This window comes from Microbacterium azadirachtae, assembly GCF_000956505.1.
GTDB classification, from domain to species: domain Bacteria; phylum Actinomycetota; class Actinomycetes; order Actinomycetales; family Microbacteriaceae; genus Microbacterium; species Microbacterium azadirachtae_A.
Genome location: NZ_JYIX01000039.1, coordinates 192577 through 213405, shown reverse-complemented (window position 1 = coordinate 213405; position 20829 = coordinate 192577). Strand labels below are relative to the sequence as shown.

At 70.3% G+C, this 20829-nt stretch carries 21 protein-coding genes and 1 tRNA gene; 12 read left to right on the top strand and 10 right to left on the bottom strand.

The genetic code is table 11. The features are described 5' to 3' along the window. Positions 1-83: 83 nt before the first annotated feature. On the bottom strand, positions 84-776 hold the full coding sequence (locus RS86_RS17265; RefSeq protein WP_045273487.1) for a metal-dependent transcriptional regulator: 693 nt from the start codon (positions 774-776) through the stop codon (positions 84-86). A gap of 195 nt (positions 777-971) precedes the next feature. Between RS86_RS17265 and serC the strand changes: the two genes are divergently transcribed. Then, a complete protein-coding gene (gene serC / locus RS86_RS17260) occupies positions 972-2084 on the top strand; it encodes a phosphoserine transaminase (RefSeq protein WP_045273486.1) in 1113 nt (370 codons plus the stop codon). A 93-nt stretch (positions 2085-2177) separates the two neighbouring features. Here serC and RS86_RS17255 read toward each other — a convergent pair whose 3' ends face one another. After that, positions 2178-2933: a DUF3027 domain-containing protein gene (locus RS86_RS17255; protein WP_082076861.1), complete on the bottom strand. Its 756-nt coding sequence runs from the start codon at positions 2931-2933 to the stop codon at positions 2178-2180. Next, positions 2926-3306, bottom strand: a complete 381-nt coding sequence (locus RS86_RS17250; RefSeq protein WP_045273485.1) for a cold-shock protein — start codon at positions 3304-3306, stop codon at positions 2926-2928. Before RS86_RS17250 ends, RS86_RS17255 begins: the two co-directional genes overlap by 8 nt. A gap of 115 nt (positions 3307-3421) precedes the next feature. On the opposite strand from RS86_RS17250, the gene RS86_RS17245 reads away from it, so the two are divergent. The 3 genes from RS86_RS17245 (at position 3422) to RS86_RS17235 (ending at position 7237) form a co-directional block, all read left to right on the top strand. Continuing rightward, positions 3422-3697, top strand: coding sequence for a hypothetical protein (locus tag RS86_RS17245; RefSeq protein ID WP_045273484.1), 276 nt, complete (start codon positions 3422-3424; stop codon positions 3695-3697). 23 nt (positions 3698-3720) lie between these two features. Then, a complete protein-coding gene (locus RS86_RS17240) occupies positions 3721-5496 on the top strand; it encodes a helicase-associated domain-containing protein (protein WP_045273483.1) in 1776 nt (591 codons plus the stop codon). A 97-nt stretch (positions 5497-5593) separates the two neighbouring features. Then, positions 5594-7237: a DNA repair helicase XPB gene (locus tag RS86_RS17235; protein WP_045273482.1), complete on the top strand. Its 1644-nt coding sequence runs from the start codon at positions 5594-5596 to the stop codon at positions 7235-7237. Positions 7238-7646: 409 nt separating this feature from the next. On the opposite strand, the gene RS86_RS17225 is transcribed toward RS86_RS17235, so the two are convergent. Then, positions 7647-8240 (bottom strand): NADPH-dependent FMN reductase, encoded by a 594-nt coding sequence (locus RS86_RS17225; RefSeq protein ID WP_045273480.1) that lies wholly within the window; start codon positions 8238-8240, stop codon positions 7647-7649. Between the two features lie 123 nt (positions 8241-8363). Between RS86_RS17225 and RS86_RS17220 the strand changes: the two genes are divergently transcribed. The 3 genes from RS86_RS17220 to RS86_RS17210 all read left to right on the top strand — a co-directional run bounded on the left by RS86_RS17220 (position 8364) and on the right by RS86_RS17210 (position 11198). Next, positions 8364-9056, top strand: a complete 693-nt coding sequence (locus tag RS86_RS17220) for a response regulator transcription factor (protein ID WP_045273479.1) — start codon at positions 8364-8366, stop codon at positions 9054-9056. 3 nt (positions 9057-9059) lie between these two features. After that, positions 9060-10766, top strand: coding sequence for a sensor histidine kinase (locus RS86_RS17215; RefSeq protein ID WP_045273478.1), 1707 nt, complete (start codon positions 9060-9062; stop codon positions 10764-10766). 144 nt (positions 10767-10910) lie between these two features. Next, complete coding sequence (locus RS86_RS17210) at positions 10911-11198, top strand: WXG100 family type VII secretion target (RefSeq protein WP_045273477.1); 288 nt, start codon at positions 10911-10913, stop codon at positions 11196-11198. Between the two features lie 124 nt (positions 11199-11322). On the opposite strand, the gene groL is transcribed toward RS86_RS17210, so the two are convergent. From groL to RS86_RS17195, 3 genes are all read right to left on the bottom strand, one after another. Next, entirely contained in the window at positions 11323-12942 is a 1620-nt protein-coding gene (gene groL / locus RS86_RS17205) for a chaperonin GroEL (protein WP_045273476.1), read from the bottom strand. 118 nt (positions 12943-13060) lie between these two features. Continuing rightward, positions 13061-13666, bottom strand: a complete 606-nt coding sequence (locus RS86_RS17200) for a LytR C-terminal domain-containing protein (RefSeq protein ID WP_082076860.1) — start codon at positions 13664-13666, stop codon at positions 13061-13063. Positions 13667-13737: 71 nt separating this feature from the next. Next, complete coding sequence (locus RS86_RS17195) at positions 13738-13995, bottom strand: DUF3263 domain-containing protein (protein WP_105686332.1); 258 nt, start codon at positions 13993-13995, stop codon at positions 13738-13740. 105 nt (positions 13996-14100) lie between these two features. Between RS86_RS17195 and msrB the strand changes: the two genes are divergently transcribed. Both msrB and RS86_RS17185 read left to right on the top strand, forming a co-directional pair. After that, positions 14101-14517, top strand: a complete 417-nt coding sequence (msrB, locus tag RS86_RS17190; RefSeq protein ID WP_045273474.1) for a peptide-methionine (R)-S-oxide reductase MsrB — start codon at positions 14101-14103, stop codon at positions 14515-14517. After that, positions 14514-15233 carry a nitroreductase family protein gene (locus tag RS86_RS17185; protein ID WP_082076859.1) on the top strand — a complete coding sequence of 240 codons (720 nt, stop codon included), beginning with the start codon at positions 14514-14516 and terminating at the stop codon, positions 15231-15233. Before msrB ends, RS86_RS17185 begins: the two co-directional genes overlap by 4 nt. Here RS86_RS17185 and RS86_RS17180 read toward each other — a convergent pair. After that, positions 15208-16200, bottom strand: a complete 993-nt coding sequence (locus tag RS86_RS17180) for a DMT family transporter (protein ID WP_235281816.1) — start codon at positions 16198-16200, stop codon at positions 15208-15210. The two genes, RS86_RS17185 and RS86_RS17180, sit on opposite strands and share 26 nt — an antisense overlap. A gap of 72 nt (positions 16201-16272) precedes the next feature. On the opposite strand from RS86_RS17180, the gene RS86_RS17175 reads away from it, so the two are divergent. Further along, entirely contained in the window at positions 16273-16908 is a 636-nt protein-coding gene (locus RS86_RS17175; RefSeq protein WP_045273473.1) for an SOS response-associated peptidase family protein, read from the top strand. Positions 16909-16918: 10 nt separating this feature from the next. On the opposite strand, the gene RS86_RS17170 is transcribed toward RS86_RS17175, so the two are convergent. Beyond that, a tRNA-Thr gene (locus RS86_RS17170) sits at positions 16919-16991 on the bottom strand. A 77-nt stretch (positions 16992-17068) separates the two neighbouring features. Then, a complete protein-coding gene (locus tag RS86_RS17165; RefSeq protein WP_045273472.1) occupies positions 17069-18037 on the bottom strand; it encodes a DsbA family protein in 969 nt (322 codons plus the stop codon). Positions 18038-18321: 284 nt separating this feature from the next. On the opposite strand from RS86_RS17165, the gene RS86_RS17160 reads away from it, so the two are divergent. After that, complete coding sequence (locus RS86_RS17160; RefSeq protein WP_045273471.1) at positions 18322-19425, top strand: ABC transporter ATP-binding protein; 1104 nt, start codon at positions 18322-18324, stop codon at positions 19423-19425. An 82-nt stretch (positions 19426-19507) separates the two neighbouring features. Next, complete coding sequence (locus tag RS86_RS17155) at positions 19508-20809, top strand: DUF4032 domain-containing protein (RefSeq protein WP_045273470.1); 1302 nt, start codon at positions 19508-19510, stop codon at positions 20807-20809. Positions 20810-20829: the final 20 nt, after the last annotated feature.

Genomic DNA, 20829 nt, shown 5'->3' with positions numbered 1-20829 from the left:
TGAACGCCTGTTTCCTGCGGATCCCGCGGTGCGCACACAGGCGATGTCCAGCCGGCGAGCCTCTCAGACGGCCGCAGAGCCCCTCAGGCGACCAGGAAGATGTGCGAGGCGAGCTCGACCGGGAGCTCGAGCCCCTCGTCCTGCCCGTCCACCTCGATGAGCACGTAGCCCTCGTTGAAGCGGAACCGGCCACGCGCACCCGGGACGACGCCCGCATCGCGCAGCTGCTCCAGCAGCTCGGGATCCACCTGCGCGGGCTCGGCGAGACGGCGCACCGTGCCCTCGGTGGGCGTGCCGACAGTGTTCATGTGCTCGACGAGGCCGATCACGCCCTCGTCGAAGGTGCGTGCCGGGGCGCCGCCGAGCTGGTCCAGACCGGGGATCGGGTTGCCGTACGGCGACTCGGTGGGGTGCCCCAGCAGCTCGACCAGACGGCGCTCCACCTGCTCGCTCATGACGTGCTCCCAGCGGCAAGCCTCCTCGTGCACGTAGGCCCAGTCGAGGCCGATCACGTCGGAGAGCAGGCGCTCGGCGAGACGGTGCTTGCGCATCACGTCCACCGCCTTGCGGCGCCCGGCCTCGGTGAGCTCGAGGCGACGATCCTCTGAGACGACGACGAGGCCGTCGCGCTCCATCCGACCGACCGTCTGCGACACCGTGGGACCGGAGTGCCCGAGGCGCTCGGAGATCCGCGCGCGCAGGGGGACGATGTTCTCCTCCTCGAGTTCGAGGATGGTGCGGAGGTACATCTCCGTGGTGTCGATCAGATCTGCCATCGATCCCCCTTGTCGTGCCGCGGATGCGGTCGCCTGCTGTTAGGCAAGCCTACCTTCTGCGGATATGCTCCGGCTCTGCACCGCGACGCGGCATCGCATGCCCGGCAGCGCAGGATCGCCGTGCGACGACGCAGAGCCCGTCGCACGGTGTCACACGGGCAGGGTCGCCCTCTCGACGGCACCTAGAATCTGTGCATGGCGATCGAGATTCCCCGCGAACTTCTGCCCGTCGACGGCCGCTTCGGATGCGGCCCGTCCAAGATCCGTCCCGAGCAGGTGAGCGCACTCGCCGCCGTCGGGTCGAGCCTGCTGGGCACCTCGCACCGCCAGGCGCCGGTGAAGAACCTCGTCCGCAGCGTCCGCGAGCAGCTCGCCGCCCTGTTCCGCCTCCCCGAGGGCTACGAGATCATCGTCGGCAACGGCGGATCCACCGCGTTCTGGGATGCGGCTGCCTTCGGTCTCATCGAGAACCGCGCGCAAAACCTCGTCTCGGGCGAGTTCGGCGGAAAGTTCGCGAAGGCGGCGGCGGCACCGTGGCTGCAGGCGCCCGATGTGCGCAATGCCGAGCCCGGATCGCGCGCGGCGGCCGAGATCGTCGAGGGCATCGACGTCTACGCCTGGCCGCACAACGAGACCTCGACCGGTGTCGCCTCCCCGATCCGCCGGGTCGCCGCGGACGGCGCGCTCACCGTGATCGACGCGACCAGCGCCGCAGGCGGGATCGACTTCGACGTGACCGAGACCGACGTCTACTACTTCGCCCCGCAGAAAAACCTCGGATCCGACGGGGGTCTCTGGTTCGCTGCCGTGTCGCCCGCCGCCGTCGAGCGGATCGAGCGGATCGCCGCGTCCGGACGCTACATCCCCGAGTTCCTCAGCCTGAAGAACGCGGTCGACAACTCCCGTCTCGAGCAGACGCTCAACACCCCTGCCCTGACCACGCTGCATCTGCTCGACTCGCAGCTGCAGTGGATCAACGGCAACGGCGGACTCGCCTGGGCCGCCGCACGCACGAACGAGTCCTCCCAGGAGCTGTACCGCTGGGCGGAGGAGAGCGCCGTGGCGACGCCGTTCGTCGCCGACCCCGCAGACCGCTCCCCCGTCGTCGCCACGATCGACTTCGACGATTCGGTCGACGCGGCGGCCGTCGCCAAGACGCTGCGCGCGAACGGCATCGTCGACACCGAGCCGTACCGCAAGCTCGGCCGCAACCAGCTGCGCATCGCGACCTTCGTCTCGATCGAGCCGGACGATGTGCGCCAGCTCATCCGCTCGATCGACTACGTGCTGGAGCACCAGGGCTCCTGAGCCCCGGCTGAGATACGAGAGAAGGCGCCCCCGGCAGGGGGCGCCTTCTCTCGTATCGAGTCTCACCCGGGCGCTGCCCGAGGGGACGGATGCTCACTCCTCTTCGGAGTCGTCGTCCTCATCGTCGGAGTCGTCATCGGAGTCGTCCTCGTCATCGGAGTCGTCCTCGTCCGAGTCATCCTCGTCGTCCGAGTCATCGTCGTCGTCCGACGAGTCGTCGAGCTCATCGATGTCCACGCCGTCGAGGTCGCCGGCGTGCAGACGCGGCGCCGCCTCGTCGTCGTCCAGCTCATCCTCGTCGAGCTCGTCCTCGTCGAGATCGTCGTCGTCGATGTCGTCGACGTCGGATCCCTCCTCGAGGTCATCGCCGGGAAGCTCATCGGATCCGCTCGCCTCCGCGTCGTGCTGGGCCGAAGCGGCGAGCTCGGCCTGGTGCGCGCGGTAGTCGGCGAGACGCTCGGCCCACGGCACCCACTCTGGCGCGAGCAGGGCGCCGTCGCCCGGCAGCAGTTCGGCCTCCAGCACGGTCGGCTCCTCGTCGCCGACCTGGGCGACGGACACGGTCCAGTACCAGCCCGGATAGCCGCCGAGCCTGTTCTCGAAGCGCAGCGAGACCACGCCGTCGACCTCGGGGAGGTAGCCGGCGGCCGGCCCCACGGACGCTGCGGGGGTGATCTCGTGCAGAGCGGCGAGCGCGAGATCGCGCGCGCCCAGCAGGCGCTCGCTCACGAACGGGGCGGCAACGGGCTCATCGATCGAGAAGCGCTCCTCGACCGCGGGCGCGATCGTCTCGGCCGCGGTCTGCCCCGGCTCGACCGGCTGGGCGCCGGTGCCATCGCTCTCAGGCATCGAAGTCCTCGGCCACGTTTCGCAGCACGGCGGCGATCTTGCGGCCGTGGCTGGACGAGGGATAGCGGCCGCGGCGGAGATCCCCGCCGATGCCGTCGAGCAGCTTCACGAGGTCCTCGACGATCACGGCCATGTCGTCCGCGGACTTGCGCTTGGTCTTCGCGAGGCTCACGGGAGCCTCGAGTACGCGTACGGACAGCGCCTGCAGACCGCGCTTGCCGTCGGCGACACCGAATTCGACTCGGGTGCCGGCCTTGACCGCGGACCCGGCGGGGAGGGACGTGGCGTGCAGGAAGACGTCCTGGCCGTCATCGGTGGTGATGAAGCCGAACCCCTTCTCGTCGTCGTAGAACCTGACCTTGCCGGTGGGCATGGGAGAACCTCGCTGCATTACTCGGGCGCCGGATCCGTGCGGATCCGATCGGGACGCGTGCGGAAGCCCCGCACCCCACCAGCCTACCGGTCACGGAGCGGGTAGGCTGGGACGGATGAGCACTCGGCAGCCTGCCCCCGAGCCCGAGATCCGCCGGATCGATCGGTTCCTGACGTTCGGCGCGCTGACGCTGGCCGCACTCTCCGTGATCTGCTTCTTCGTGATCATCATCGCGACCGCGGTGGGGATGAAGCAGGCCGACTTCGCGCACGGCGCGTGGCCGGTCGTCGGGGTCTTCCCGTTCTGGGGTCTGCCGATCGCCTTCGTGATGATCGTCGTGCTGCTCATCATGAGCTTCGTGCGGAGAGGCCGCGCGGCGCGGCGCTCCTGACGCCGCCGCGAGCTGTTCTCCCCATGAGCACCCATGCGCGCCTTCTCGCCGAGGCGCTGTCCGCGCGCACCGACGAGGAACTCGCCGCGCTCTTCGGTCGTCGAGAGGTGCGCCCCGAAGCCGGCTGGAACGACTTCTTCGACGCCGCGGAGGCGCTGCTCGATCCGTCATCTCTGATGCGCATCCTGCCGCGGCTGACCCGCGCCGAGGCCCGCGGACTCGTGGCAGCGGCATCCGGCGCGGATCCCGGTCCCGTCGCGGAGGCCCTCCGCTCGCTCGCGCTCCTCTCGCCCTCGGGTGCGACGCTGCCGCCGTCGGTGGCGGCCGCGGTCGCCGGACGCGATGCACCGGCCGCAGCGGTCGAGGCCGCCCCGGCATCCGGCGCCCTCGCCGGGAACGCCGAGGAGCCCTCGGCGGCCCGGGCGGCCGAACGAGCGTTCACGACGGTCGCCACCCTCGCCGACGCTCTGCTCCTCGCCGAAGAGGGGCCGCTCGCGCTGCTCGCCGGAGGCACGGTCGGCCTCTCCGAGAAGCGCCGGCTGAGCGAACGCGGCCTCCCCGACGACCCGGCGCTCCTCGACGACGTGCTGGCGGTCGGCACGGCCGCCGGCCTGCTCCGGCCGATCGATCGCACCCTGCTCCTCTCCGCCGCCGGCGCGGCATGGCTCCGGCTCCCCGGCCCGGAGCGGTGGTCGCAGCTGGTCTCCGGCTTCCGCGACGCACTCCCCGATGTGCTGCGGACCGCGGACGGCGGCTGGATCCCGCTGCGGGCATGGGCGGACGAGCACCCCTGGGACTCCGCCTGGCCCGCTCGTACCGGCGCCCTGCTCCGGCAGGCGCGGCTGCTCGGCCTCGTGATGGACGAGCGCGCGAGCCCCGAGGCTCTCGAGACCCCGTGGGCCGAGGCGCCGCGGCGCGGAGCGGATCCGGATCCGGCCGCCCTCGCCGCCTACGTTCCCGCAGAGGTCGATCGGATCTTCCTGCAGAACGACCTCACCGCGATCGCACCGGGGCCCCTGCTGCCCGCCCTCGACCTGCGGCTCCGTGGCATGGCCGCGCGGGAGTCGGCCAGCCAGGCCTCCTCCTACCGCTTCACCGCCGATTCGCTCAGCACGGCGCTGTCCGCCGGCGAGACGGAGGACGGCGTCCTGGCGTTCCTCGAGGAGATCTCGCTCACCGGCGTGCCTCAGCCGCTGCGCTACCTGCTGGCGCAGAGCGCGAGCAGGCACGGCCAGGTGCAGGTGGGCACGGACGCGGAGACCGGGCGCACCCGCGTACGCAGCCGCGACCCGCACCTGCTGCAGGCGATCGGCGTGGATCAGGCCCTGCGTCCGCTGGGGCTCGTCCCCGAGGACAGCGCGGAGGACGGCATCGTGCTGACCACGCGCGTCAACCGCGACACCGTGTTCTGGGCGCTCACCGATGAGCACTACCCCGCCGCCCTCGTGGATGCGGAAGGGGCCGTCGAGCGTCCGGTGCGCACCACCGCGGAGAGCGCACCCGCGCCGCCCTCCGACACGCAGCGCTACGAGGCGCTCCTCGCGCATCTGCGCGAGGCCCGTGAAGGCGACGCGGACGCCGCCTGGCTGGAGCGCGAGCTCGAGCACGCCGCGAAGCAGCGCGCCGTGCTCGCCGTCGAGGTGGCGATGCCCGATGGCACGGCACGGGAGCTCGTGCTCGAGGTGACCGGTTTCGGCGGCGGACGCCTGCGCGGCCGCGATCGCGCGAGCGACGTCGAGCGCACCCTGCCCATCCGCTCGATCCTCTCCACCCGCGCGATCGAGGACCCCGGATCCTGATGCGGCCCCGTCGGCCGCGCGGTTCGAGGGTGCCCCGCGACGACCGCGCCCGGTGGCGGGCGCCCGCTCCCCGGGACGACCGGTAGACTGATCCGCTATGTCTGATGGCCCGCTGATCGTCCAGAGCGACCGCACCGTACTGCTCGAGGTCGCGCACCCCGACGCCGAGAGCGCCCGGCACGAACTCGCGATCTTCGCCGAGCTGGAGCGCGCGCCCGAGCACATCCACACCTACCGGGTCACCCGGCTGGGACTGTGGAACGCGCGCGCGGCCGGGCACACGGCCGAGGACATGCTGGAGACCCTGGACCGCTGGTCGCGGTTCCCGGTGCCGCCGTCCGTGTCGGTCGACATCCGCGAGACCGTGAACCGCTACGGCAGGCTCGTGATCGAGCGGGACGACGAGGGCCTCCTCATCCTGCGCTCCACCGACCCCGCCGTGCTCACCCAGGTCGCCGGGAACAAGCGGATCCAGCCGCTGCTCGTGGGGCACCCCTCCCCCGATACCTACGTCATCGACGCCTGGGCCCGCGGGCAGATCAAGCAGGAGCTGCTGAAGATCGGCTGGCCCGCCGAGGACCTCGCCGGCTACACACCGGGCACCCCGCACGAGATCACCCTGGCCGAAGACGGCTGGACGATGCGGCCCTATCAGCAGGATGCGGTCGACGCGTTCTCGAAGGACGGATCCGGCGTCGTCGTGCTCCCCTGCGGCGCCGGCAAGACGATCGTCGGCGCCGGCGCGATGGCCGCGACCAAGACCACCACGCTCATCCTCGTCACGAACGCCGTCTCGGCACGGCAATGGCGCGACGAGCTCATCAAGCGCACCAGCCTGACCGCCGAGGAGATCGGCGAGTACTCCGGGCAGGTGAAGGAGGTCAAGCCGGTCACGATCGCGACCTACCAGATCCTCACCGCGAAGCGGAAGGGCCAGTACGCGCACCTGTCGCTGCTGGACGAGATGGACTGGGGACTCGTGGTCTACGACGAGGTGCACCTGCTGCCCGCTCCGGTGTTCAAGCTCACCGCCGACCTGCAGGCACGGCGTCGGATCGGCCTCACCGCCACGCTCGTGCGCGAGGACGGCCGTGAGGGCGACGTGTTCAGCCTCATCGGGCCGAAGCGCTTCGACGCGCCGTGGAAGCAGATCGAGGCGCAGGGCTTCATATCCCCCGCCGCCTGCTACGAGGTGCGAGTGGACCTGCCGCCGGACGACCGGCTCGAGTACGCCGCCGCAACGGACGACGAGCGCTACCGCCTCGCCGCCTCGGCGCCGGCCAAGATCACCGCCGTGCGCGAGCTCATCGCGAAGCACCCCGGGGAGCGCATCCTCGTGATCGGGCAGTACCTCGACCAGCTCGAGGAGCTGTCCCAGGCGCTCAACGCGCCGTCGATCACCGGGGCCACCCCCGTCGACGAGCGCGAGGCGCTGTACCGCCAGTTCCGCGAGGGCGAGATCGAGCTGCTCGTGGTGTCGAAGGTCGCGAACTTCTCGATCGACCTGCCGGAGGCCTCGGTCGCGATCCAGGTCTCCGGATCCTTCGGCTCCCGACAGGAGGAGGCGCAGCGGCTCGGACGCCTGCTGCGCCCCAAGCAGTCGGGGCACACGGCGAGCTTCTACACGCTGATCGCCCGCGACACGGTCGATCAGGACTACGCGCAGAACCGCCAGCGCTTCCTCGCGGAGCAGGGCTACAGCTACACGATCCTGGACGCCCACGAGCTCGAGGCCGCCTGACCTCGCCCCCTTCTTGCCCCTCTCTCTTCCGCGAGACTCCAACTCCGCGACGAGACTGCAGGCCTCGCGCGCAGTCTCGTCGCCCATTTGGAGTCTCGCGGTAGGACGCACTCATGCCACGACCTCAGGCGGACGGATCCTCGCCCGGCCTGAGCCCGCAGCGCCAGCAGGGTGCGGCCGGGTCATCCAACAGCGCGCCGCACTCGGGGCACACCTTCGAGAGCCAGCACGCCGCGTCTCCTCCGCGCTCGTCATCCACGGTCCCCGCGCTCCTTCCTCCCCCGGCCATGACCGCGCCATGACCGCGAGACTGCAACTCCGCGACGAGACTGCAGCCCACAGGCGCAGTCTCGTCGCCCATTTGGAGTCTCGCGGTCAGGATGGGGCCCAGCGCGGGGGGCCGGCGGGGTCAGGTCTGCGGGATGACCGTCAGCACGCGGGCGGTGAACTCCGCGAAGGCGGCCATGAACTGGCGCAGGAACTCCTCGGTCCCGGGCGTCGTGACACGGCCGTCGTCGTCGATGAGGCCCGGCGAGTAGTGGATGTAGGCCTCGGGCGCGGTCATCTGCCGGGCGTTGAGGAAGCCCAGCGTCGCACGCAGCGACTGCTGACCGACCGCCGTGCCGATCGCGCCCATCGACGCGCCCACGACGCCGGTCGGCTTGTGCGCCCACACGTTCTGCCCCCACGGCCTGCTGCCCCAGTCGATCGCGTTCTTCAGGGGCCCCGGTAGCGAACGGTTGTACTCCGGCGTGACGAACAGCACCGCGTCCGCGCTCGCCACCGCCGCCTTGAAGTCGAGGGCGACCTGCGGATAGTCGGCGTCGAAGTCGCGGTTGTACAGCGGCAGGTCGGCGTAGGAGATCTCGAAGAACTCGAAGCCCTCTGGAGCCAGATGCTTCAGCGCGTTCGCGAGTCGGCGGTTGATGGATTCCCGGGAGAGGCTGCCGATGACGACGCCGACACGGTACGGTCCTTCGTGCTCGATGATGTCGATCTTCATGGGACTCACTCTGCACCCGGAGGAGGCCGATCGTCACGCATCCTGAGCCGTCGCATAGCCATTCCCTAGGGAAGTTCCGCCCGCAATCAGCGCGAACACGGATCGGGTCACCATAATGGGGGCATGACTGAAGCGCGCATCCTGGTCGTCGACGACGAACCCAACATCCGCGATGTCCTCTCCACGGGCCTGAGCTTCGCCGGCTTCTCGGTGAAGACCGTCGCCAACGGCGCCGCCACGATCTCGGCCGTGCTGGAGGAGGAGCCCGACCTCATCATCCTCGACGTGATGCTCCCCGACATGAACGGGTTCAGCGTCACGAAGCGACTGCGAGGCGCCGGATTCACGGCGCCGATCCTGTTCCTCACGGCGAAGGACGACACCGAGGACAAGATCGAGGGCCTGAACGCCGGGGGCGACGACTACGTCACCAAGCCCTTCGCCCTCGACGAGATCGTCGCTCGCGCCCAGGCGATCCTGCGTCGCACGATGCAGGCGGATGAGGAGTCCGTGATCCGCGCCGGCGAGCTGTCGATGGATCAGGACACGCACGACGTGTTCGTCGGATCCAGCCCGATCGAGCTCAGTCCGACGGAGTTCAAGCTCCTCCGGTACCTCATGCTCAACCCCAACCGCGTGCTGTCGAAGGCACAGATCCTCGACCACGTCTGGGAGTACGACTTCAACGGCGACGCGGGCATCGTGGAGAGCTACATCTCGTACCTCCGCCGCAAGATCGACCCGCACACCGAGGAGCCGGTCATCCAGACCAAGCGCGGCTTCGGCTACATGCTCAAAGTGGGGAAGTCCGCGTAACGGATGGCAGAGCCCGACGCGATCACGCGATGGTGGCGCCGGATCAGCCTTCGTGCGAAGGTGACCGGCGTCACCGTCGGCGTGCTCGCGCTCGGCCTGGTCGTCACCGGGATCGGCACCATGCCGATCCTGCGCAACCTGCTCATCGACAACGTCGAGTCCCAGCTGCCGACCCTCGTGACGAGCGACCTCGCCACGATCACCCCTGACGGATACGGCGCGTTCAGCGTCACCCTCAAGGACGAGACCCTCGGCCTCGCCGACTACTTCGTCGCCGTCTACGACACGGGCGGTGCGCTCGTGTACGCGGGCGGCGGCGCGCCGAAGGCCGTCAAGCCCGAGTTCCCGACCTCCTATCCCCTGGCCCGCGCGACGCTCGACGCCGGACGCACGGAGCCGATGGTCCTGCGAGGCGCGGACGGATCCGAGTTCCGCGCGGCGGTCGCCGTGCGCGAGGATCCCAGCACCAACATCACCTACACGCAGATGGTCGCGGTCTCGCTGGACGAGCCGGACCGGATCCTCGCGACGTTCTTCGGCGTGTTCACCACCGTGGCGCTCGTGACGATCATCATCGCCGCGCTGGCGACCCGAGGACTGGTGACACTGGCGTTCCGCCGACTGGGGCGCGTGGAGTCCACCGCGATGGCGATCGCCGCGGGCGACTTCAGCCAGCGTCTCACGGACCTCGAGCCGACCACCGAGGTGGGGCGGCTGAACGGCGCCATCAACACGATGCTCGACCGCCTCGACGCGGCGATCTCCCAGCGCGACCGCTCCGTGCAGCAGATGCGCCGCTTCGTCGGCGACGCCAGCCACGAGCTGCGCACGCCGCTCGTGAGCGTTCGCGGCTACGCCGAGCTCTACCGGATGGGCGCGATCAAGCCCGGTGAGGACACCGCGCGCGCGATGGACCGGATCGAGAAGGAGGCGCTGCGGATGGGCGTGCTCGTCGAGGATCTGCTCGCCCTCGCCCGCCTGGACGAGCAGCGCGAGCTGACCATCGAACCGCTCGACCTGCGCCCGCTCGCGCAGGACGCCGCACTCGACCTGCGCGCGGCCGCACCGGAGCGCCCCGTCACGGTCGTCGACATGACCGCAGAAGCGCATCCCACGGATCCGCCCGTTCGTTCCGCCACTGCGATCACGCGGCCTGCCCCCGTGACGCGCAGCACGCCCACGCGCGGCCGCATACCGGCGATCCTGCGCCGTCGTCCGAGGGACGGCGACCCGGTTCCCGAGATCGACTTCTCCGAAGCGATCGTCGCCCCCGTCTCCACCCCGCCGATCGTGCTCGGCGAGGAGAACAAGGTGCGCCAGGTGATCGCGAACCTGCTGGGCAACGCCCGGCGCTTCTCCCCCGGCGATTCCCCGATCGAGGTCGTCGTCGGCGCGGATCGGCGCAGGGACGTGGGCTGGTTCTCGATCGTGGATCACGGCGAGGGCGTCCCCGAGCAGATCAGGGATCAGATCTTCCAGCGCTTCTGGCGCGCCGACTCCTCGCGCACCAGGGACACCGGCGGCGCCGGCCTCGGCCTCGCGATTGTGGCGTCCATCGTGCGGGCGCTCAACGGTTCTGTGCAGGTGACCGAGACGCCGGGTGGCGGCGCGACGTTCACGGTGTCGCTGCCGCTCGCTCCGCCGCGGGCGACGCCCGAGCACCTCCTACAGGACACGCAGCCCATCGAGCCGCTCGATCTCTCGCGCTGAGCGCGCTCCTCGCCGATGCCCGGATGGGTCCGCACATCTCTGGCTCCCGCGGGGCTCCGCACGGATTGCGTGATGAGCCCGCACCGGCGTCGTCCTGATCCTTATCGTCGAACGCATCCGATGCACCTCGACGAAAGGATCCCCATGACCGTCTTCAGCGTCGACACCGACGCGGTCTCCGCCACCAGGCTCTCCGCCCAGGCCACCGCCGACCGGCTGCAGAGCGACGCGGCGACCATGCTCTCGCAGATGACCCTGCTGCAGTCGTCCTGGCGCGGCCCCGCCGCGCTCGCCTGCCAGAACGCCACCGAGCAGTGGCGGGGCGCGCAGGCCCACGTGGAGCAGGCCCTCGCCGCGATCGCGCATGCCCTCGGATCCGCCGAGCAGTTCTATGCCCAGGCCGAGATCGAGTCCGCCGCGCTGTTCCGCTGACCAGGCACCGGGCGCGGCGACGAGCCGCGGACGCACCACGGACCCGCGCCGCCGCGCGCTCGCTCCGCGCACGGAGAAGGCCCCCGGGACGGATCCCGGGGGCCTTCTCGAAAGGGGGATGGACTCAGAAGTCCATGCCGCCGGACGGGTCGGCCGGCATGGCCGACGCCTTCTCCGGCTTGTCGGCGACGACGGCCTCGGTGGTGAGGAACAGGCCGGCGATCGACGCGGCGTTCTGCAGCGCCGAGCGGGTGACCTTGGCCGGGTCGATGATGCCCTGTGCGAACATGTCGCCGTACTCGCCGGTCGCGGCGTTGAGGCCGTGACCCGTCGGGAGCTCGGAGACCTTGTGCGCGACGACACCCGGCTCGAGACCGGCGTTGAGCGCGATCTGCTTGAGCGGCGCCTCGATCGCGACGCGAACGATGTTCGCGCCGGTCGCCTCGTCGCCCGCGAGCTCGAGGCTGTTGAGGGCCTTCGTGCCGGACTGGATCAGCGCGACGCCACCACCGGCGACGATGCCCTCCTCGACGGCAGCCTTCGCGTTGCGGACGGCGTCCTCGATGCGGTGCTTGCGCTCCTTGAGCTCGACCTCGGTGGCCGCGCCCGCCTTGATGACGGCCACGCCGCCGGCGAGCTTGGCGAGGCGCTCCTGCAGCTTCTCGCGGTCGTAGTCGCTGTCGGTGTTCTCGATCTCGCGACGGATCTGGGTGACGCGACCGGCGATCTGCTCGGCGTCGCCGGCACCCTCGACGATCGTGGTCTCGTCCTTGGTGACGATGACCTTGCGCGCACGGCCCAGCAGGTCGAGGGTCGCGTTCTCGAGCTTGAGACCGACCTCCTCGGTGATCACGGTGCCACCGGTGAGGATGGCGATGTCCTGCAGCTGCGCCTTGCGACGGTCGCCGAAGCCCGGAGCCTTGACGGCGACGGACTTGAAGATGCCGCGGATCTTGTTCAGCACCAGGGTCGCGAGGGCTTCGCCCTCGACGTCCTCGGCGATGATGACGAGCTCCTTGCCGTCCTGGATCACCTTGTCGACGACGGGCAGAAGGTCCTTGATGTTGGAGATCTTCTGGTTCGCGATGAGGATGTACGCGTCCTCGAAGACGGCCTCCTGGCGGTCCGGGTCCGTGACGAAGTACGGGTTCAGGTAGCCCTTGTCGAAGCGCATGCCCTCGGTGAGCTCGAGCTCGGTGCCGAAGGTCTGGGACTCCTCGACCGTGACCACGCCCTCCTTGCCGACCTTGTCGATGGCCTCGGCGATGAGCTCGCCGATCTCCGGGTCGGCGGCCGAGATCGACGCAGTGGCGGCGATCTGCTCCTTCGACTCGATCTCCTTGGCGGAGGCGAGCAGCTCGGCGGTGATGGCGGCGACGGCCTTCTCGATGCCCTTCTTCAGGCTGATCGGGTCGGCACCGGCGGCCACGTTGCGCAGGCCCTCGCGGACGAGCGCCTGTGCGAGCACGGTGGCGGTCGTGGTGCCGTCTCCGGCGACGTCGTCGGTCTTCTTCGCGACCTCCTTGACGAGCTCCGCGCCGATCTTCTCGTACGGGTCGTCGAGCTCGATCTCCTTGGCGATGGACACGCCGTCGTTCGTGATCGTGGGGGCGCCCCACTTCTTCTCGAGCACGACGTTGCGGCCACGCGGGCCGAGGGTCACCTTGACCGCGTCGGCCAGGATGTTCAGGCCGCGCTCGAGACCGCGGCGGGCCTCCTCATCGAAAGCGATGATCTTTGCCATGAGTTCTGTCGTCCCTCCTGGACGTAGACATTGGGTTTAGCACTCAGAACAGTCGAGTGCTAAACCCAGTCTGGCACTCGCCCCCTGTGAGTGCAAGCCGCGGAGGGAGCGACCGGGCTCAGCCCGTCGAACCGTCGCCCGAGGTGTCCGCGGGGGTCGGCTCGGTCGTCGGAGCGTTCTTCGCGAGATCCTGCCCGAGCACCACCGTCAACTGCTTCTGGCCGGCCACGACGTCGTCGCCGTACTGGTCGCTCACGGCGATCTTCGTCGCTCCGATGAGGTTCGCGAGCGCCTGCGCCGCTGACTTGTCCGCCTCGGTCTTGTAGTAGACCGTCGTCGCCGGGAAATCCTGCGTGCTGGCGTCGCTCGCGGCCACCGCGTTCCCGGCGAACCCGGCGGCGACGATCGTGTCGCGCGTGCTCGCGGCGAGGCCGTTCGCCGTGGTTGCATTCAGCACCAGCACGGCGTACGACGTGTCCAGCGCCGGAGCGGAGGCGGTCGCCGTCCGTGAGACGCTGGGCATCGGCGTGCCGCTGTCGAAGCTGATCCTGCCCATGGCGAGCATCGCGGCGAAGATGCCGATGGCGATGAGCACCGCGGTCGCCACGGCGGCCCAGAGCAGCACGAACCAGCCGCGCATCCCGGGGTTCTCGGCGCGGTGGGCGCCGACCCGGCCCTGGGCGTGCGGGATCACGTCGAATCGGTCGCGGGCGGATTCAGGCATTCCATGATGTTATCCGGGGTGCTCCTGCGGTTTCCGTGAACGACAGGCCGGAGTACGAGCGAGTCCTCGGCTCAGCGGGCGGAGAGCGCGGTGCGTCCGGCCCGTCGTGCGGCCGCATCCTCGCGGATCCGGCGAAGACGACGCACCAGCATCGGATCCTCGACCAGCGCCTGCTCGGAATCGATGACCCGGTCCAGAAGCTGGTAGTACCGCGCCGGGGTGAGCTCCAGCTCGGCCCGGATCGCCTCCTCCTTGGCACTGGAGTGCCCGGGGCGCCGTGCCTCGAACGCGAGGATGACGCGCTCGCGGTCGCTCAGGAGGTCGGTCACCATCCCAGGCTACGTCCCGAGAGATGCCGTTCGAGGACGGCGCGCCTGCCCGTGGCCCCTCGGCGCGCGGAACGCGGGAGAATGGATCCGACCCCGGGAGGATCCATGTCGCATCGCGTGACCAAGACCGACGCCGAATGGCGGGCCGAGCTCGACCCGCAGCAGTACGCCGTGCTGCGCGAGGCCGCGACTGAACGGGCGTGGACCGGCGAGCTGCTCGACGAGCACCGCGCAGGCCTCTACACCTGCGGCGCGTGCGGTTCCGAGCTGTTCCGCAGCGGCACGAAGTTCGACTCCGGCTGCGGCTGGCCGAGCTTCTACGAGTCCGTCCGCCCCGAGGCCGTGCAGCTCATCGAGGACACCAGCCTCGGGATGACCCGCACCGAGGTGCGCTGCGCGAACTGCGGTTCGCACCTGGGCCACGTCTTCCCGGACGGGTTCGGCACGCCGACCGGGGACCGCTACTGCATGAACTCGATCGCGCTGTCCTTCCAGCCGGACGAATCCGCCACCGAGGCATGAGCGCGCTCGAGGCCGTCCGACGCCGGCAGTCCTGGTCCAAAGTGACCCCGGAGGCGCCGACGCGCGAACAGCTGCTGCCGCTGATCGCCGCCGCCGGCCGGGTCGCCGATCACTCCTCGCTCCGGCCGTGGCGCCTGATCGAGCTGCGCGGGGAGGACCGGGAGCGGCTGGGATCCGCGATCGCGGAGGCGACGGGCGACTCCTCTCCGTCGTCCAAGCCGCTGCGCGCCTCCCTTCTGATCGCCGTCGTCGCCAGCTACCGGCGCAGCGACAAGGTGCCGCGCTGGGAGCAGGAGGCGGTCGCCTCCGGCGTCGCGCACGTGCTCAGCCTGCTGCTCGACGAGGCCGGCTGGGGCGTCATCTGGCGCACGGGCGGCTACACCCGCACCGCGGCCGTGGCGCGCACGCACGGGCTCGGACCCGACGAGGAGCTGCTCGGATGGCTCTACGTGGGCGGCAAGCCGGGCAAGGAGCCGGGTCGACGCTCGCCCGTCGATGCCGAGGCCGTGCTCTCCCGCATGCCGGCCGAGCGCGCGGACGACGACGACGGGCCGGCGCAGGATCCCGGAAGGCCCGACGCCTGCGGGAAGAAGGCGAAGAAGAAGGCGAAGAAGAGGGCGAAGAAGGCCGCCAGGAAGGCCGAGAAGCGCGCCGAGAAGCGGAAGAAGGCCGAGAAGGCGGAGCGAAGGCTCAGGCAGGCCGAGAAGCGGAGCTGAGCCGACGGCGGCTCCGCCACGGCAGCGCGGCCAGCACCGACAGCACCGCGGCGAGCACCATGACGACGACCTGCCATGCGGCGGGTCCCGCAGCAGGCGGCCAGATCAGATCGATCAGCACCGACACCGCGAGCTGACCGAGTACCGCGCCGAGCCCCATCAGCAGCACTCCCGTACGGGCCACGATGACGACGCCCAGCAGGATGTAGGACGCGCCGAGCAGCCCGCCCAGGTAGAGCCACAGATCGCCGGGGAACGCCGCCGGCAACGGCTCTGGCGCTCCCGTGACGAGCAGGCTCGCGCCCGCCGACACGGACAGGACGAGCACTCCCCCGACGAAGCTCATGTACGTCGCGCCGAGGGGCGAGGCGATGCGCTGTCCGAGTCTGCCGTTCACGGCGGACTGGAACGCGATGCCCGCGCCGGTGAGGAACGGCAGCACCAGCATCCACCACGGCGCCCGGCCGAGCACGTCTCCGCCGAGCGAGACGCCGACCGCGATGAGGGCGCACGCGCCGCCGATGAGCCTTCCGGGGGTGATGGCCACCACGCCGGCAGGCCCGAAGCCGAACCGGTCCAGCAGCAGGCCGTGGAGCGTCTGACCAGCCACCACGCCGACGCTGAACAGGGCGACCCCGAGCACGCCCGCGACGAGTCCCTGCGTCGACACGGTCAGCGCGCCGCAGGCGCCGCCCAGCAGCATCCACCACGGCACGTCTCCGGTGCGGATCCCGCGCCAGAGGCGCCCGAGCGCCGCGCGTCCGGAGCGCGTGAGCAGCACGGGGAAGCTGAGCAGCACCAGGCCCACGGCGAAGGACACCCAGCCGGCGAGGATCCCGTTGTCGAGGTGCACCCCCAGCTGCCCGTTCACGCGCGCCTGGATCGCCGTCATCGCACCGATCGCGACTGCTCCGCCGAGCGCCAGCGCGGTGCGGCCGCGCCTCGGCGTCGGGGTGTGCACTGTCACTGTCCCGAGCCTACCGCCGCACGTCGGCGCTCTGCCCTCGCCGATGTCCGAGGGCGGAGGTACGCTCCCTCCATGTGCGCGAGCTACGGTCTGGATCCCCGGTTCAGCGATCAGCAGCTGATCGAGGAGGCCGACGACGAACTCATGGAGGGCATCCGCGCCTGGGCGCGGCGAAACGCGGATGAGACCCTGCGCCCCACCGGACGACTGCTGCGCAATCTCAATCCGATCCTCGTGCCCTCGGAGTCGCGGACGCCGCAGCTCGAGGAGGCATGGTGGGGCTTCCTCGTCGATGGCAGACCCTCGCGCTTCCCGTCCATCAACACGCGCTCCGAGCGCCTGCAGGAGCGTCCGGGAAGCCTGCGCGGTCGAGCGATCGTGCCCGCCACGCGCTGGTTCGAGATGCGGAAGCCGTCGAAGACCTGGCACGAATTCGGCCTGGACGGCGCTCTGTTCGGCATGGCGGCGGTGACGCAGCGCGGGCGCGCCGAAGACGGATCCTGGTTCACGTGCTACTCGATCGTGATGCAGCCCGCGCCCGCGCGCCTGGCCGGGATCCACGACCGCATGCCCGTTCTGCTGCCGGCGGCGTTCGCACAGGACTGGCTGGACGGCGCACCCACGCGCGAGCTCATGGACGACGCGCTGCTGGCCTCGGCGGACGCGACGCAGTGGGTGCAGACCGCATCCATGACCGCGTCCCCCTGAGCGGGATCGGAGCCTCCTGCCGGACTCGAACCGGCCACCTGCGGTTTACAAGGCCGCTGCTCTACCAGATGAGCTAAGGAGGCGAGAGTGGCCCGAGAGCCGCTCCCAGCGTAGCAATGCGCGACGCCCCGGCACGCACGCACCGGGGCGGATCCGCACGCTACTTCGCGGTCGAGGGCGACGGCGTGGGCGAGACCGTCGGGGCGCTCGTGCCGTAGTACGAGTCGCTCGCGACGGACAGCACGAACTGGCTGAACTCGGCGGCGTCCGTGAGGGACCCGGCGTAGACCTGGCCGTTCACGACGATCGTCGGCGCGCCACTCAGGGCGCCCTTCTTCGAACCGGGCAGCGGGCCGTCCACGGCCCGCTGCGTGACGTCCTTCACCCAGGAGTCGTAGGTGCTCTCGTCGACGCAGTTCTGCAGGCCCTTGGCGTCCTTGACGCCGCTCGAGACGGCGAGGTCGATGAGTTCCTTGTCGCTCTTGCCGTCGGTGTCCTGCTTCGGCTGATCGATGAGGAGCGCGTGGTTGAACGCGTAGAAGACGTCGGGCTGCATCGAGGCGACGCAGGCCGCGGCGGACGCGGCGCGCAGCGAGTACTTGGTGCCGTTGGAGTTCGCGGTCAGCAGCGCGACGGGGTGGTACGTCACGGTGGCCGCATCCTGATCGACCCAGGTGGCGAGCTGCTTCGCGTTCGCGCGCTCGAAGTCGCTGGCGCCCGGCGAGAGGTAGTCGACGTAGACGTGAATGTCGACCGTGCCCGCGGTGGCCGTCGGATCGGGCGTCGGCGAAGCGGTTTCGGTCGCCGCAGGCGTGCCGGCGGTGGACGGAGACGGAGTGGGGGTGCTCGCGGACCCGGCGCGCGCCGCGGCGAGATCCTCCTTGGTCACGACGACGCCGTCGTCCTGGAGATTCGACGGGGTGAGCGACGGCTTCGACACGGCGGAGCCCACGGCCCAGGCCACGGCGCCGCCCGCGGCGCCGACCACGACGATCGCGACCACGGCGATGATCACTCGTCGCATGATCCGGGCGCGGGACTGCTTGGCGTTCACCTGCTGGGCCTTCTCCCGCACGGCCGCACGAGAGTGCGAGGGCGTGGGGACGTTCGGCGTTTCGTCGCTCGACATCGTTCCTCTTGATTCCTCGGGATGGGCATCCCCGTTCGCCAGCACCGACGGGAGCGGCACGGCACGGGTTCGATGCTAGCCAGGGAGGCTGAGAAATGACCAGACGGCCCCTGGTCGGAGCCTGCGAGATCCCGTTCGGAAAGCGCTTCGCCGGTGACGCTGGACCGGTCGGGAGCTCTCATGTCATACTGATCCCGGTCCGATGGCGGGCCACGGCGGGTTCACCCTCGTCGCTTTTTCACTACGGATCGTCCGGCACGTACCTGCCGGTGAAGGAGAAGACAATGGCAACTGTGACCTTCGACGAGGCCACCCGGCTCTACCCCGGCGGCACCCGCCCCGCGGTCGACAAGCTGAACATCGAGATCGCCGACGGCGAGTTCCTGGTTCTGGTCGGCCCCTCCGGCTGCGGAAAGTCCACCTCCCTGCGCATGCTCGCCGGCCTCGAAGAGGTCAACGCGGGCCGCATCCTCATCGGCGACCGCGACGTGACCGACGTCCCGCCGAAGGACCGCGACATCGCGATGGTGTTCCAGAACTACGCGCTGTACCCGCACATGACCGTCGCCGAGAACATGGGCTTCGCGCTCAAGATCGCCGGCGTCGGCAAGGAGGAGCGCGCCGCCCGCGTCCTCGAGGCCGCCAAGCTGCTCGACCTCGAGCCCTACCTGACCCGCAAGCCGAAGGCTCTCTCCGGCGGCCAGCGTCAGCGCGTCGCCATGGGCCGCGCGATCGTGCGCCAGCCCCAGGTGTTCCTCATGGACGAGCCGCTGTCGAACCTCGACGCCAAGCTCCGCGTGCAGACCCGCACCCAGATCGCCTCGCTGCAGCGCCGCCTCGGCGTCACCACGGTCTACGTCACGCACGACCAGACCGAGGCGCTCACCATGGGCGACCGGATCGCCGTGCTGAAGGACGGCCTGCTGCAGCAGGTCGGATCGCCGCGCGACCTGTACGAGAACCCGCAGAACGTCTTCGTCGCCGGCTTCATCGGCTCCCCCGCGATGAACCTGTTCACCTCCGACCTCGCCGACGGCGGCGTGCAGTTCGGCTCCGAGGTCGTCCCGCTCGACCGTGAGACGGTCAGCGGCGCCACGGGTTCGCAGGTCACGATCGGCGTGCGCCCTGAGGACATCACCGTGGGACCTGCCGACGGCAAGGGCCTCTCGGTGGTCGTCGACCTCGTCGAGGAGCTCGGCGCGGACGGCTACCTCTACGGACACACCGAGATCAACGGCAAGCGCACCGACCTGGTCGCGCGCGTCGACGGTCGCAACCACCCGAACGCGGGCGAGACCGTCACGCTCGCGGCGAACCCGGGCCACGCGCACGCCTTCGACCTCGAGTCGGGCGAGCGCCTGAACAAGAAGCCGATCGCCGCTTCCTGATCACCGTCTGATCGACGCGGCGCGGGGGATTTCCCCCGCGCCGCGTCGTCGTCTCCCCCGCCGATCCCCCCGAGGAGCACCGTTGAAGGACGCGCTGACCATCACCGCGAGCGCCGTGGATCCCGGCCTGCTGTCACTGCCCTGGTCGCAGCCGCTGTCGAAATGGCCGTCCGAGGTGATCGTCTCGCTCCCGAAGGGTCTCTCCCGTCACCTGGTGCGCTTCGCGGATCTGTCCGGATCCGTCGTCGCGGTGAAGGAGACCACGGAGGAGATGGCGCGCCGCGAGTACGAGATGCTGGGCAACCTCGCCCGCCTCGACGTGCCCTGCGTGTCCCGCGTCGCGGTGATCGCCGGTCGCACGGACGGCAAGGGCGAAGCTCTGCCGGCGGCCCTGGTGACCTCGCACCTGCGCTTCTCGATGCCGTACCGGGCGCTGTTCACCCGGGTGCTGCGGCCGGACACCGCCACACGCCTCGTCGACGCGCTCGCGCTGCTGCTCGTGCGGCTGCACAACGTCGGCTTCTACTGGGGCGACGTATCGCTGTCGAACGCGCTGTTCCGCCGCGACGCCGGGGCGTTCGCGGCCTACCTCGTCGACGCCGAGACCGGCGAGCTGCACGAGGAGGGGCTGACCGACGGCCAGCGCGCCTACGACCTGGATCTGGCCCGCACCAACATCGCAGGGGAGATCCTTGATCTCGCCGCCGGCGGACGGCTCGAGCGGGGCGTGGACGCGGTCGCGATCGCGGACGGCATCGTGTCGTCGTACCGGTCCCTGTGGGCCGCGCTGACCGCGCACGAGTCGTTCGCCGCGGGCGAGGCCTGGCGGATCACGGAGCGCGTGGAGCGGCTGAACGCGCTCGGCTTCGACATCGGCGAGATGTCGATCCAGACCACCGCGGACGGCACCAGGGTGGAGATCGAGCCGAAGGTCGTCGACGCCGGCCACCATCAGCGCCGGCTCATCCGCCTGACCGGCCTCGATGTTGAGGAGAACCAGGCCCGGCGACTGCTGAACGACCTGGACGAGTTCCGCGCCCGCTCCACCAAGCAGTGGGCGGACGAGGAGATGTACGCGCACGAATGGCTCACGCGCGTGTTCGAGCCGGTGGTGCGCGCGATCCCCTACGACCTGCGCGCCAAGCTCGAGCCTGCCGAGGTGTTCCACCAGGTGCTCGAGCACCGCTGGTACATGTCGCAGGCGCGGGGGCGGTCGGTGCCCCTGGCCGAAGTGCTGACCTCGTACATCAACGACGTGCTGCGGCATCGCCGCGACGAGGCGACGATCATGGGCCCGCCGACCGAGACCATGTCGCTCCCGGTGATCACCGGATCCGTCCCCGTCGACGACGATCCCGACATCGACTGGCGCGACCTCGTCTGACCCCCCGGGATCTTGCTGCC

Coding starts and splice junctions, on each gene's coding strand:
- RS86_RS17165 (WP_045273472.1), bottom strand. CDS start 18,037: ATGTCGAGCGACGAAACGCCGAACGTCCCCACGCCCTCGCACTCTCGT.
- RS86_RS17250 (WP_045273485.1), bottom strand. CDS start 3,306: ATGCCCACCGGCAAGGTCAGGTTCTACGACGACGAGAAGGGGTTCGGC.
- serC (WP_045273486.1), top strand. CDS start 972: ATGGCGATCGAGATTCCCCGCGAACTTCTGCCCGTCGACGGCCGCTTC.
- msrB (WP_045273474.1), top strand. CDS start 14,101: ATGTCGCATCGCGTGACCAAGACCGACGCCGAATGGCGGGCCGAGCTC.
- RS86_RS17200 (WP_082076860.1), bottom strand. CDS start 13,666: ATGCCTGAATCCGCCCGCGACCGATTCGACGTGATCCCGCACGCCCAG.
- RS86_RS17255 (WP_082076861.1), bottom strand. CDS start 2,933: ATGCCTGAGAGCGATGGCACCGGCGCCCAGCCGGTCGAGCCGGGGCAG.
- RS86_RS17220 (WP_045273479.1), top strand. CDS start 8,364: ATGACTGAAGCGCGCATCCTGGTCGTCGACGACGAACCCAACATCCGC.
- groL (WP_045273476.1), bottom strand. CDS start 12,942: ATGGCAAAGATCATCGCTTTCGATGAGGAGGCCCGCCGCGGTCTCGAG.
- RS86_RS17185 (WP_082076859.1), top strand. CDS start 14,514: ATGAGCGCGCTCGAGGCCGTCCGACGCCGGCAGTCCTGGTCCAAAGTG.
- RS86_RS17225 (WP_045273480.1), bottom strand. CDS start 8,240: ATGAAGATCGACATCATCGAGCACGAAGGACCGTACCGTGTCGGCGTC.
- RS86_RS17235 (WP_045273482.1), top strand. CDS start 5,594: ATGTCTGATGGCCCGCTGATCGTCCAGAGCGACCGCACCGTACTGCTC.
- RS86_RS17265 (WP_045273487.1), bottom strand. CDS start 776: ATGGCAGATCTGATCGACACCACGGAGATGTACCTCCGCACCATCCTC.
- RS86_RS17210 (WP_045273477.1), top strand. CDS start 10,911: ATGACCGTCTTCAGCGTCGACACCGACGCGGTCTCCGCCACCAGGCTC.
- RS86_RS17160 (WP_045273471.1), top strand. CDS start 18,322: ATGGCAACTGTGACCTTCGACGAGGCCACCCGGCTCTACCCCGGCGGC.
- RS86_RS17245 (WP_045273484.1), top strand. CDS start 3,422: ATGAGCACTCGGCAGCCTGCCCCCGAGCCCGAGATCCGCCGGATCGAT.
- RS86_RS17215 (WP_045273478.1), top strand. CDS start 9,060: ATGGCAGAGCCCGACGCGATCACGCGATGGTGGCGCCGGATCAGCCTT.
- RS86_RS17175 (WP_045273473.1), top strand. CDS start 16,273: ATGTGCGCGAGCTACGGTCTGGATCCCCGGTTCAGCGATCAGCAGCTG.
- RS86_RS17240 (WP_045273483.1), top strand. CDS start 3,721: ATGAGCACCCATGCGCGCCTTCTCGCCGAGGCGCTGTCCGCGCGCACC.